General features: G+C 42.1%; 14 protein-coding genes. 3 read left to right on the top strand and 11 right to left on the bottom strand.

The genetic code is table 11. The features are described from left to right. Nucleotides 1–27 precede the first annotated feature (27 nt). Complete coding sequence (locus GZH31_RS12125) at nucleotides 28–1,383, top strand: M14 family zinc carboxypeptidase (protein ID WP_075594434.1); 1,356 nt, start codon at nucleotides 28–30, stop codon at nucleotides 1,381–1,383. A gap of 66 nt (nucleotides 1,384–1,449) precedes the next feature. On the opposite strand, the gene nqrM is transcribed toward GZH31_RS12125, so the two are convergent. The 11 genes from nqrM to GZH31_RS12180 form a co-directional block, all read right to left on the bottom strand. Then, a complete protein-coding gene (gene nqrM, locus GZH31_RS12130) occupies nucleotides 1,450–1,662 on the bottom strand; it encodes a (Na+)-NQR maturation NqrM (RefSeq protein WP_036966498.1) in 213 nt (70 codons plus the stop codon). A 78-nt stretch (nucleotides 1,663–1,740) separates the two neighbouring features. Continuing rightward, on the bottom strand, nucleotides 1,741–2,772 hold the full coding sequence (locus GZH31_RS12135) for an FAD:protein FMN transferase (RefSeq protein WP_075594433.1): 1,032 nt from the start codon (nucleotides 2,770–2,772) through the stop codon (nucleotides 1,741–1,743). Between the two features lie 115 nt (nucleotides 2,773–2,887). Then, entirely contained in the window at nucleotides 2,888–4,114 is a 1,227-nt protein-coding gene (gene nqrF, locus GZH31_RS12140) for an NADH:ubiquinone reductase (Na(+)-transporting) subunit F (protein WP_036966491.1), read from the bottom strand. Between the two features lie 17 nt (nucleotides 4,115–4,131). After that, nucleotides 4,132–4,740: an NADH:ubiquinone reductase (Na(+)-transporting) subunit E gene (gene nqrE / locus GZH31_RS12145; RefSeq protein WP_016708692.1), complete on the bottom strand. Its 609-nt coding sequence runs from the start codon at nucleotides 4,738–4,740 to the stop codon at nucleotides 4,132–4,134. Between the two features lie 10 nt (nucleotides 4,741–4,750). Then, nucleotides 4,751–5,383, bottom strand: coding sequence for an NADH:ubiquinone reductase (Na(+)-transporting) subunit D (locus GZH31_RS12150; RefSeq protein ID WP_036966488.1), 633 nt, complete (start codon nucleotides 5,381–5,383; stop codon nucleotides 4,751–4,753). Continuing rightward, the gene (locus tag GZH31_RS12155; RefSeq protein WP_036966485.1) at nucleotides 5,383–6,135 is read right to left on the bottom strand and encodes a Na(+)-translocating NADH-quinone reductase subunit C; all 753 of its coding nucleotides are present in this window, start codon (nucleotides 6,133–6,135) and stop codon (nucleotides 5,383–5,385) included. The genes GZH31_RS12150 and GZH31_RS12155 overlap by 1 nt, the downstream gene beginning before the upstream one ends. Further along, on the bottom strand, nucleotides 6,128–7,330 hold the full coding sequence (locus GZH31_RS12160) for an NADH:ubiquinone reductase (Na(+)-transporting) subunit B (protein WP_036966483.1): 1,203 nt from the start codon (nucleotides 7,328–7,330) through the stop codon (nucleotides 6,128–6,130). The genes GZH31_RS12155 and GZH31_RS12160 overlap by 8 nt, the downstream gene beginning before the upstream one ends. Before the next feature lie 4 nt (nucleotides 7,331–7,334). Continuing rightward, a complete protein-coding gene (locus tag GZH31_RS12165; RefSeq protein WP_036969071.1) occupies nucleotides 7,335–8,678 on the bottom strand; it encodes a Na(+)-translocating NADH-quinone reductase subunit A in 1,344 nt (447 codons plus the stop codon). Between the two features lie 349 nt (nucleotides 8,679–9,027). Then, entirely contained in the window at nucleotides 9,028–10,221 is a 1,194-nt protein-coding gene (gene fabV, locus GZH31_RS12170) for an enoyl-ACP reductase FabV (protein ID WP_118844574.1), read from the bottom strand. Nucleotides 10,222–10,330: 109 nt separating this feature from the next. Continuing rightward, nucleotides 10,331–10,642, bottom strand: a complete 312-nt coding sequence (locus tag GZH31_RS12175; protein WP_074989043.1) for a BolA family transcriptional regulator — start codon at nucleotides 10,640–10,642, stop codon at nucleotides 10,331–10,333. Between the two features lie 71 nt (nucleotides 10,643–10,713). After that, nucleotides 10,714–11,301 (bottom strand): alpha-ketoglutarate-dependent dioxygenase AlkB, encoded by a 588-nt coding sequence (locus GZH31_RS12180; RefSeq protein ID WP_180311044.1) that lies wholly within the window; start codon nucleotides 11,299–11,301, stop codon nucleotides 10,714–10,716. Between the two features lie 42 nt (nucleotides 11,302–11,343). Here GZH31_RS12180 and GZH31_RS12185 point away from each other — a divergent pair, with 42 nt between their 5' ends. Beyond that, the gene (locus GZH31_RS12185) at nucleotides 11,344–12,477 is read left to right on the top strand and encodes a methyltransferase (protein ID WP_074989066.1); all 1,134 of its coding nucleotides are present in this window, start codon (nucleotides 11,344–11,346) and stop codon (nucleotides 12,475–12,477) included. A 13-nt stretch (nucleotides 12,478–12,490) separates the two neighbouring features. Further along, nucleotides 12,491–13,042: a YajG family lipoprotein gene (locus GZH31_RS12190; protein WP_036966471.1), complete on the top strand. Its 552-nt coding sequence runs from the start codon at nucleotides 12,491–12,493 to the stop codon at nucleotides 13,040–13,042.

Here is a 13,042-nt window from a genome sequence, read left to right on the forward strand (position 1 = left end):
ACACGATTAAGAATAATAGAGTTATATATGTACCAGTATGCACTTACCACCGCCTTATTACTTAGCAGTTCTCATGCATTTGCAAACAGCATTGAAGACACAAGAGTTCATGGATTCGATAAGCCAGCAATTTATTACATCGATATAGAACCCCAACTAAAAAAAGCTGCTATGCACCCTGCAATTACTTTGCAACAGCTAGGTAGCTCATACCAAGGGCAACCAATAAATGCACTTGATATTGGCTCAGGCGCTATTAAAGTAATGATGTGGAGCCAAATGCATGGCGACGAAAACACCGCAACGGCAGCACTAATGGATTTTTTAACCTTTATCACAGCGCCTGAAAACGCGGCATGGTTAAAAGAGTGGCAAACAAAGCTTACACTGCGCATTATTCCTATGGTTAACCCTGACGGTGCCGCCATTCAAACGCGCCACAATGCACAAGGGATCGATCTTAATCGTGATGCGAAAGCTCTGCGCACCCAAGAAGGGCAAATTTTAATGGCGGCTGCAACGCAATTTAAGCCTGATTTTGGCTTTAACTTACACGATCAAAATGCCTATTATGGGGCTGGCAAAAAAGGCAAACAAGCAACCATCTCTGTGCTCGCACCGGCTTATAATGAAGCACGTGAAATTAATACCACGCGTGCAGAAGCGATGCAGTTTACGGCCCATTTGGCAGCCACGGTAGAAAACATGATCCCCGGCCACTTAGGCAAATACAACGACAGCTACTCATACCGCAGTTTTGGTGATACGTTTTCTGAAAAAGGGATTCGCACTATTTTAATTGAATCGGGTGCTTACCCTCAGGATCCAAACCGTCAAGTAGCGCGAAAAGTTAACCGTGTTCTTTATAAAAAGGCGATTGATTCTTTAGTAACGGGTGATTGGAAAAAAGCCACCGTAGCGCAGTATCATGCAATCCCATTTAATGCGAAAGATAATTGGGTCGACCTACTCATTGATGATGTGATGGTAAACAGTGAGATGGGTGACTATCAGATTGATATTGCCATAAATGATAAGGGTAGATTGCCTACCATCAAAGAACTCGGCGATATAAGTAGTATTCGCCAAGGTTACCAGACATTAGATGCCAGCAAATTGAGCTTTAATATAGGCAACAGCTACATTATTACGAAACCAATCACATTGACTGACAGCACTTATAAGGCGTTATTAAAAGAAGGCTATAGCTGTTTCTCAGGTCAGGTGCATAAACTCACGAATAACTCACAATGGCCTATATATACGTGTCCAAGAGTGTTCACCTCGATTCCAACACTTCATGCTCCTGCAGCCTTTTTGCTAACAGCAAACCATGCAAATCAATATGCAGTCCTGGGTGCTAAATTAATTGGGTTGAACTAGGTGCCTATTCGAGAATAAAAAATCGCGGGCATTAAAAAAGCGCCCCTTAGGCGCTTTTTTGTGTGGTTACAGAATTTGATTCTCTTTCCACGCTTGTTCTTTTGCCATGCGCTTTTTACGCTTGTCACATGGATCATCACAGTCACAGGCTTTATCGATACCCACGGCACCTAAGCCACCACAGCTACTGGCCATTGATTTCTTTTGCACAATCATGCCCACAGCCATCGCTGCCACAATTAAAATAAGTAGACCAAAAGTAAGAAGAAAAAGTGACATTGCTTTGCCCCTATCGTCAGCAATTAAATCAAGCCCATTCGACTGGGCTGCACGTATTATAAACTGCTTCTTGCTCTGCTACAAATATGGTTTAAAGGCAGGACTAGAATAAGTGACCAAGCCATTGTCTGACTTAGCAATTAAATACACTGGCAGGTCATGTTGTTCAGCGTATTTTTGCGCCCGCTCCATTCCCATTACCGTCAATGCTGTTGCTAAACCATCAGCCGTCATTGCCGAAGGGTGCAATACGGTAACAGATACCAAATCATGGCGGCTTGGCATCCCCGTCTCAGGGTCGATTAAGTGGCTATAGGTTACCCCATCCATCTCGTAGAAAATGCGATAATCACCCGACGTTGCAATGCCATTCGTGCCCGGCTCAATCACTTTATGTACTTTGCGCACACCCGGCTCAGCGTCGGGTTGTTCGATAGCGATTTTCCAGGTGATATTATCTGGCTTGATACCAGACACACGAAGCTCGCCGCCAATTTCGACCATATAATTTTCTAAGCCATGGCTTTCAATTACTTGCGCAACCTTATCAATACCGTAGCCTTTTGCTGTTGCTGAAAATGACAATTCTAAGCCATCCACCGTCTTCAGAAGACCAGCATCGCTTAACTGAAGCTTATCAACACCAATTTTCGCGACCATATCAGCCAGCGCTTCATCGCTTGGGCGTTTAGTCGGTTTTTTATCTGGACCAAAGCCCCATAAATCAATTAGTGGACCCATCGTCACATCAAGGGTTTTTGTAGATTCACCCAAACGAATAGACTCCGCAACGACCTGACGAAAATCATCACTGATCGGCATAACCTGCCCTGCAGGCAAGCGATTAAATTGATTAATTTCTGAGTCTGGAATATACGTCGACATAGATTGATTAACCTCTTTCAACACTTGCTTAATTTCAGGGTGCAAATCAATCCCTTCTAGCTTAGAAGGTTCAGCAAATACTTTAATGTGGTATGTCGTTCCCATGGTCTTACCTTCAAGATAGAGCTCTTGGGCTTTATCTGCTTGGCTGCAACCAGCCATGAGTAAAGTAACAGTTAGTAGGAAAAAGGCCACAAAGCCTTGGCGATAAAACACTTTATTCATAGCAACTCACCTTTTGGATACCAATCGACAGTGGTATAGAAATAAAAAAGCCTCGTAACACGGTGTGCTACGAGGCTTGTATTCTAACCAAAACTAATTGTTTTGTGTATGGGTGTTAGCCACCGAAGTCATCTAATAAGATGTTTTCGTCTTCTACACCTAAGTCTTTAAGCATGTTGATAACAGCTGCATTCATCATTGGAGGACCACACATGTAGAACTCACAATCTTCTGGCGCTTCATGATCTTTCAAGTAGTTTTCATAAAGTACGTTATGGATGAAGCCTGTGTAACCTTCCCAGTTATCTTCTGGTTGTGGATCAGACAGTGCTGTATGCCATACAAAGTTATCATTTTCTGCTGCTAAGCCGTCGAAATCTTCAACATAGAACATTTCACGCTTAGAACGCGCACCATACCAGAAACTCATCTTACGCTTAGATTTTAAGCGCTTAAGTTGGTCAAAGATATGTGAACGCATTGGTGCCATACCTGCACCACCACCTACGAATACCATTTCTGCATCAGTGTCTTTCGCGAAGAATTCACCGAATGGACCAGAAATAGTAACCTTATCGCCTGCTTTAAGTGACCAAATGTACGACGACATTTTACCACATGGAAGGCTTAGGTCTCTTGGCGGCGGCGTAGCGATACGCACGTTAAGCATAATAATGCCTTCTTCTTCTGGGTAGTTAGCCATTGAGTAAGCACGAATTGTTTCGTCGTCTACTTTAGACTCCAGATCGAAGAAACCAAAGTGGTTCCAGTCGCCACGATATTCTTCAGGAATATCGAAGTCAGCGTATTTAACGTGGTGCGCAGGGGCTTCGATTTGAATATAACCACCGGCACGGAACGGAACTGATTCGCCATCAGGAATTTGTAACTTAAGTTCCTTGATAAACGTTGCTTTGTTATCGTTTGAGATAACTTCACAATCCCACTTCTTAACACCGAAAATTGACTCTTCAAGTTCAATTTCCATGTCGTTTTTAACATTAACCTGACACGCTAAACGGCAGCCTTCACGGGCTTCACCTTTAGAGATGTGATCAAGTTCTGTTGGTAAGATATCGCCGCCACCTTCTTTAATGTGTACACGACACTGGCCACATGAGCCACCGCCACCACATGCAGATGATACGAAAATACCTGAATCAGACAGCGCGCCTAATAGCTTGCTACCTGCAGATGTTTTAATAGCTTTTTCTGGGTCGCCATTAATACCGATGATGATATCGCCGCTTGCAACTAACTTAGATTTAGCACCAATGATGACTAAAACTAGTAGTACAACGATAGCGATGAAAACACCAACACCTAAGAAAATCTCATTCATGATTTATCCTCGCTACCTTAAAGTGAAATACCAGAGAATGACATAAAGCCAAGACCCATAAGACCAACAGTGATGAAGGTAATACCTAAACCACGTAAGCCATCAGGAACGTCTGAGTACTTCATTTTTTCACGGATACCAGCAAGTAATGTAATTGCTAGTGCCCAGCCCACACCTGAACCGATACCATAAACAACAGACTCGCCGAAGTTATAGTTACGCTCAACCATGAAAGATACCGCACCGAAGATCGCACAGTTAACTGTGATCAAAGGTAAGAAGATACCTAACGCGTTGTATAGTGCAGGGAAGAACTTATCTAATGCCATTTCAAGAATTTGTACAAGTGCTGCAATAACACCGATAAATGTCAAGAAACGTAAGAAGCTAAGGTCTGCTTCTGGGTAGCCAAGCCACTCTAATGCACCCGGTGCAAGAACAGCGTGGTAAACCAAGTTATTTACTGGTACTGAAATACCCAATACCACGATAACTGCCACACCTAGGCCGATTGATGTGGTTACTTTCTTTGATACTGCAAGGAAAGTACACATACCTAGGAAGAAGGCTAAAGCTAAGTTTTCAATGAAAACCGCTTTTACAAATAAACTAATATAATGTTCCACTGCTCGCCCCTTACGCTTTTGCTTCTACTTGGTCTTTCTTAACGGTACGAAGTACCCAAATGAATAAACCAATAATGAAGAATGCACTCGGTGGTAAAATCAATAGACCCATTGGTTGATACCAGCCACCATTTTGTACAAGTGGGATAATATCAACACCGAATAGTGAACCTTTACCGAATAACTCACGGATGAAACCAACCGTTAATAGCACGACTGAGTAGCCTAAACCATTACCGATACCGTCTAAGAAAGACATCAGTGGTGGTGATTTCATTGCGTATGCTTCCGCACGACCCATTACGATACAGTTAGTAATGATTAGACCAACGAATACAGATAGCTCTTTTGCAGTTGCGTAAGAGAATGCCTGTAAAACTTGGTCAACAACGATTACCAGTGACGCAATGATCGTCATTTGCACGATAATACGTACAGATGATGGGATCTGGTTACGAATACATGAGATAAAGAAGCTAGAAAACGCAGTTACAAGTGTCAATGCGATTGACATGATTAGTGCATTTTTTAAGCTTGATGTAACCGCTAGCGCAGAACAAATACCAAGTACTTGAAGTGCGATTGGGTTATTTGCGAATACCGGGCCAAATAGGACCGACTTCATTTCTTTAGTATCAGCCATTATTTCAACGCTCCTTCACGTACTTTCGCAAGGAATGGACCAAAGCCATGCTCGCCAGTCCAGAAGTCAACTGTATGATCAACACCGTTTGACGTTAACGTTGCACCTGAAAGACCATCGATTTGATGTTCATTGCTCGCACCGCTCTTCATGATATTGATTGGTAACTCTTTACCTTGCCATTTAGCAGTCCATTGTGGGTTTTGAATCTCACCACCAAGACCAGGCGTTTCATTGTGCTTGAAGAAATTGATGTTCTTAACAGTTTCACCATCGCTCTCAAGCGCTAAGAAGCCATACATTACACCCCAAAGGCCGTAACCTTGGATAGGAAGAATGATTGCATCTGTAGAACCATCTGCTTTTTTCGAGATATAAACAGGTGAATTTTTCGTCATACGCTGGATACCCGCGATGTCTTTAATTCCTTCTGCTTTCAACGCAAAGCTACGCGCTTGGTCGAATTTAGATTTCTCGAAATCAAATGAGTTAGGATCAACACCTTCAACAAACTCACCTGTGCTCATATCTACTACGCGTGCTTCAATTTTTGAGTTGAAGGTATCTGAAACAGTACCCGAAACTTCAATGTCTGCAGCCGCTAAGATATTACGCTGAATATCTTGTGTTTTGTTAGCTTGCTGTAAAGGACGAAGCTGAACTGAAGCAAACGATACGATGATTGCACACACTAAACATAGTGCAACAACAACGGTTAGCGTTTTGCCGATTGATTCGTTATTACTAGACATTACGTGCCAACCTCCGCTTGATATTAGCTTGCACTACAAAGTGATCGAATAATGGCGCAAATAAGTTAGCAAATAAGATTGCTAGCATCATACCTTCTGGGAATGCCGGGTTAACAACACGGATCATTACAACCATAAAGCCGATTAACGCACCGTAAGCGAACTTACCTTTGTCTGTGAATGATGCAGATACTGGGTCTGTTGCCATGAAGAACATACCAAATGCAAAACCACCCAATACTAAGTGCCAGTGCCAAGGCATAGCAAATACAGCGTTCGTTTCAGAACCAACCGTGTTTAGTAAGAATGACGTTGCAACCATACCTAGGAAAACACCTAGCACGATACGCCATGACGCGATACGCACATAAATCAGGAATAAACCACCGATTAATAGTGCAAGTGTTGATGTTTCACCAACAGAACCTTGAATGAAACCGTAGAATGCATTCCACCATAGTTCCATGTTGCTGTAATCAAGTGAGCCAACAACTGCCTGACCTAGCATAGTTGCACCAGAGAATGAATCTACTGCTGTCCATACTGTGTCACCTGAAATTTGTGCAGGGTATGCGAAGAATAAGAACGCACGACCAGCAAGCGCAGGGTTTAGGAAGTTACGGCCTGTACCACCAAAGATCTCTTTAGCGATTACAACACCAAACGTAATACCTAGCGCAACTTGCCATAGTGGAATCGTTGCAGGCAGGATTAGTGCAAATAATACAGACGTTACGAAGAAACCTTCATTTACTTCGTGCTTACGCACTGAAGCAAATAATACTTCCCAGAAACCACCGACAATAAATGTTGTCGCGTAGATTGGTAGGAAGAAGCAGGCACCGTAAAACATTTTCGCGCCCCAACCTGATTCAGCAGATAATTCACCGCCAAACAATTGGAACAGACCAACTTGCCATGAGTTTGCTAGTTCAAAACCTTGTGCAAGCGCACCTGCGGCCTGATGACCGATGTTGAACATACCAAAGAACATAGCAGGGAACGTCGCCATCCACACTAAAATCATCATACGTTTTAGGTCGATGTTATCGCGAACGTGTGTTTTGCCTTTATTTACGTAACCAGGCGTGTAAAAAATAGTCGCTGCAGCTTCGTAAAGCGCATACCATTTTTCGTGTTTACCACCCGGTTCAAAATGCGGCTCAATATCTTCTAGAAATTTCTTTAAACCCATCTCTCTAGCCTTCCTTCTCGATCGTAGTCAAGCAATCGCGTAGGATTGAACCGTACTCGTATTTACCTGGACAAACGAAGGTACATAACGCTAAATCTTCTTCATCAAGCTCTAGAGCACCTAACGTTATAGCACTATCAAGATCACGTGCGATTAAGTCACGTAGTAATAATGTAGGTAAGATGTCTAAAGGCATAACACGCTCATAGCTACCAATTGGAACCATGGCACGCTTAGAACCACCTGTCGAAGTCGTCATGTTGAATAGACGGCTTGGCGTTAGGTGAGATAAGAAGGTACGTGTTACTGAGAACTTGTCAGAACCTGGCGCAATCCAACCAAACAATTCTTTTTCGCGACCTTCAAGTAATACAGATACTTGAACATGGTAACGACCTAAGAACGCATGTGGACCTTGTGAAATAGAACCTGATAAAACAGAACCAGAAATAACACGGTTATCACCGTCTTCTAATTCACCAGCGACTAAATCATCTAAAGAAGCACCTAACTGAGTTTTCACTAAGCGTGGGTTTTTAACACGAGGACCTGCAAGCGAAACAACACGATCTGTGAAGATTTCACCTGTTAGGAATAAATTACCAAAGGCAATAACGTCTTGGTAACCTAAGTGCCAAACCTGCTTGCTAGCAGAAACTGGGTCTAAGTGATGAATGTGTGTACCCACTAGGCCTGCCGGGTGTTTGCCACCAAACTCATGTACTTCTACTTGAGGGATTGATGAACTAGGCACTTGGCTACCAGCGTGTTTACAAACAAATACTTTGCCGTCAGTTAAACGAGATACCACCGCTAAACCCGCTTCAAATGCTGCAGAATTCTCAGCAATAATAACTGCAGGATCTGCAGCTAACGGGTTAGTGTCGATAGCCGTTACAAAAATAGAGCTAGGATTTGCATCCAACGCAGCTATTCTGCTGAATGGGCGAGCACGAAGTGCTGTCCATTGGCCTGACTGAACAAGTACTTCTTTCACTTTTTCACGGTCTAAGCTCGAAAGCTCGTCGGCCTTGAAAGAGTCAAAGGTGATTTGCTCACTGCCATTAACTTCAATAACAACAGATTGCAGCACACGTTTAGCACCACGATTAATTTCTTTAACTACCCCAGAAGCTGGTGCAGTAAATAATACGCCTGGGTTCTTTTTGTCTTCAAAAAGTACCTGGCCTTTTTTGACTTGGTCATCCACGCGGACATGCATGGTTGGACGCATACCAATATATTCTTCACCTAGCACAGCTACACGTTTGACGGCAGAGCCATCATGAATAACTTGCTGAGGTGCGCCCTCTATCGGTAAATCCAGACCTTTTTTTATGTTGATCATACGCACTTGCATTACATTAACGGAAAGAAACTGAAAAATCGTACCAACTACGTCGCTCTTTGATATGCTCAAGTCAAATTCTTAGTATCTAAGAACAGCTTGTTTAACACACCAAACAAGCAACGCAGTAAACTCCTCACATATATTGCCCGAATTTTAACATCAATCAGGGTGACTATGCGAGAGCAAATATTAAATTTATACGACTGATGTGATTATTTAGACTACAAAATCCATTTGAATAAAATTCAATATAGACCAAAGTGCTATTGATGCCGTTTTATTTTAGAGAAAAAACAAAAAAGTCGCTTAAAAAAGCGACTTTTATAAATTTAACGTTTTTTATCGATTAATCGATCAACTGAGAAATTTCAACAACAGGATTCACATCTTGCTCGTAATCAACGCTGTCGATACCAAAACCGAATAAACGTAAAAACTCATTATGGTAACCCACGTAATCGGTTAATTCGTCAATCGTTTCTGTATCAACGGTATCCCAAACATGTTGTACGCGCGCTTGCACATCGTCTTCCAATTCTTTGTAGTTTTGGAATAAATGACCACCGTCATCAAAACGAGGTGTGGCGCCATAAAGGTTTTCAGTAAATAGCGCGTGAATTTGCTCAATGGTGCCTTCGTACGTACCGTCTGCTTTCATTACTTTAAATAATGCAGAGATATAAAGTGGCATAATTGGAATTGCCGAGCTTGCCTGCGTTACCACAGCATTTAAAGAAGACACATACGCTTCGCCATTTAAGTCTTTTGTTGACTCTTTAATCGCTTGCGTTGCACGGTCAAGGTCTTCTTTTGCTTTACCAATTGTCGCATGACCGTAAATTGGCCACGTTAACTCTTTACCAATATAGGTATACGCTGTTGTTTTGAAGTTATCAGCAAGTACATCGGCTTCTTTTAATGCATCAATCCACATTTCCCAATCTTCACCGCCCATTACTTTAATTGTATTGTCGATGTCTTCTTGGCTTGCCGCTTCAACCGTTACTTCATCAATCACACGCTTAGACGTATTTAAGTTTTTAGTCGTGATATCTGAACCGATTGGCTTTAATGTAGACGAATATGTCTCACCCGTATTTGGGTCTGTACGACGTGGTGACGCTAAGCTGTAGATAACTAAATCAACTTTACCTAAGTCTGCTTTGATAGTCTCAATTGCTTTTTGCTTGATTTCATTTGAAAACGCATCGCCATTGATGTTTTTAGACCACAGACCAGCTTCTTCCGCAGCGGCTTGAAATGCAGCGGTGTTGTACCAGCCAGCAGACCCTGTTTTACGTTCTGCCCCTTCTTTTTCGAAGAAGATACCTAAGGTGTTTGCGCCGCCACCAAATGCAGCCGTAATACGTGATGCTAGGCCGTAACCTGTTGACGCACCAATGACTAATACATTTTTAGGTGCATTGCTTAGTGGTCCTTGCGCTTTCACATAATTAATTTGTTCTTGTACGTGCTCAGCACACCCTACTGGATGCGCGTTAGTGCAGATAAATCCACGAATTTTAGGCTTAATGACCATTGATCATCCTATATCTATCACAATAAAAATTAGCGCTAGTTTAAAGGCTAATAGTAAAAATACAGGTCTGATCAGTCATATAAAATATATAACTGATCACACCATCCAATTAATCAAACTTAGAACCGCCCATACACGCAGGTGATTCAGGCGCTTGCCCTTGATGTTGTGCAAATTCATCAGGCGTAAACGTGTGTATCGCTAAAGCATGAATATGATTAGCAAGCTCATCTTTTAATAACTCATTTATTTGACGATGACGGGCTAGTAAGCGCTTACCTGCGAACTCTTCACTCACTACAATCACTTTAAAATGTGAATCAGTGCCGCGACTATGCATATGACTTTCATTAACAACATTCAGGTGCTTGCACTGAATACCCGCGGCGAGCTTTTGCTCAATTTGTTGTTGCATTGACATCTGTCATAAACCTTTTAGCAAAATAATTGAGCGTTACTATATCAAGGGGATGGTTCATTTTTCCAATGATTTTACATTATTGATCTAAAGGTCAGGTTAATTCGAGGGTGCTTAAGCTTTTGCTGCTTAGGTAAACTATGCAGATAATCCCGTTGGCTTGTGCCATTCATTATTAAGCAACTGCCACTTTGTAGCACGATACTCTGTTGCTCATTGGTGTGTTTATGTTTTATTTTGAACACACGCTCAGCCCCCAGCGAAATAGACGCAATCGTCGGTTGCTTGCCAAGTTCGGGTTCATCATCACTGTGCCACCCCATACAGTCGTGGCCATCTCGATACAAATTAACCAATAAAGCATTAAAAGGTATCTGTAACTGCGCCGTTAAACGTTTTCGCATGGCATCCAGCACATCAGGCCAAGGTTCAACAATCAATGTTGATCCTGAGTAAGCGTAATTAACGTTTTCATCAGCAATAAAACATTGCAAGCGTGGGATAACATGACGTTTGCCATACACCGTAATTTCGGGCTGTTGCCAATGTAGGTTTTGCTCTAAGTAATAAAATAAGTCGAGGCTTTTTTGGGCACTAAGAGCTTGGGCCTGATAAGAAAAGCCATTTGGTAGATGATTAGGGTTGGCGTTTGGCTGTTGCATGTTAGAATTTACCTATACTTAAATACTTATCGTAAAAACATGATGACCACCCAAGCACAGCTCGGTGATAGCACCTATACCCTTGAACGTTTTCCTTTAGATCAAAAAAATCGTAGCCTCCAGGCCTGGGACTCTGCTGATGAGTACCTAATTGATTATGTACATGAACACCATTCACACGCAAATTCTGTCCTTATTCTCAATGACAGCTTTGGGGCATTGGCATGTGCATTTAACCAGTTAACCGTTTATTCAGTTAATGATTCGTATATTGCCCATCAGGCCACCCTTTATAATTTAAACGCCAATGAGTTAAAAGCGGATTCGTTAACGCGCTTAAACTCACTTGAGAGTTTACCAAACCACGTTGATTTAGTGATCTTAAAAGTGCCACGAAATTTAGGCTATTTGCAACATCAATTAGCAGCGATTAGTGCAGCATTACCTGCTGGTATTGATGTAATAGCCGCGGGAAAAACTAAAGAGATTCATAACTCGACAATTAAAGCGTTTAGCCAGTTTATCGGTGAAACAACAACCAGCTTAGCCGTAAAAAAATCACGCTTAGTCATAAGTAAAACAAGTGGATTAGATAAACACGCTGCATTTCCGGTTAGCTGGCCACTGGAGGGCAGCGAATTTGAAATTCAAAATCACGCAAATGTTTTCTCGCGCGATTCATTAGATATCGGCGCCCGCTTTTTCTTTAACTATTTACCACAAACCAGTAAAGCGCGCAGTATCATCGATTTAGGTTGTGGCAATGGTGTGGTGGGTTTAATGGCTTTAAAACGTTGCCCTAAAGCACAGCTTACGTTTGTTGATGAATCGTATATGGCGGTTGAGTCAGCACGACTCAATGTTGAAACTAATTTACCCGAACAACTAGCACACTGTGAGTTCGTGCAAAACGACTGCTTAACCGATTTTGCAGCGAATAGTGTTGACCTGGTGTTATGCAACCCACCTTTTCATCAGGCGCAAGCTGTCACAGACCACATTGCTTGGCAGATGTTTAAACAAGCTAAACAGACGCTTAAACCTGGCGGCGAGTTAAGAATAATTGGTAATCGTCATTTAGACTATCATGAAAAATTAAAGCGTATGTTCGGCAACTGTAAGTTATTAGGTTCTAATAAAAAGTTTGTCGTGCTTAGTGCGATTAAAAATAATTAATGGAGCAATATAAATGAGAAAAATACTTCCTTTATGTGCGGTGCTTTTGCTGGCTGCGTGCAGCAATCAACCAAATCAGTTAATTTTAAACCCCGTATATCAAAGCGGTAAAATCACTCAAATTAATAGTAATGTGAGCACCAGTGTCATTGATTTACGTGGTGACAATGTGACATTAAAAATTATCGAATCAGATAAAACCAAAACGCTTGCAAGTCCAGGTATTACCGACTCTGTTAAAAGTGCACTTGATAGCGCGTTGAGCCGCAATGGTGTCAGTATTTCTAATCTTGCCACCACGCGTTTCGAAATTGATATCCATAAATTACAAGCAGTGGTCACTGAAAAAATGATGACTCACACCAGCGCCGCAAGCATCGAGTTTGGTGTGCGAGTTATCAGAAACGACAGTAGCTTCAGTAAAGTCTACCATGGCAATGCGAACCTTGAAGGCCCTCTAAGCCATGACCGAGCCAAAATTGAGAGTCAGCTGAATAAGTTGACTGAACAATTAATTACCCGCATTGTATCTGACCCAGAATTAATCGCCTATTTAGAAGGTTAA

It is taken from the genome of Pseudoalteromonas sp. JSTW (genome assembly GCF_013423925.1).
Lineage (GTDB): Bacteria > Pseudomonadota > Gammaproteobacteria > Enterobacterales > Alteromonadaceae > Pseudoalteromonas > Pseudoalteromonas lipolytica.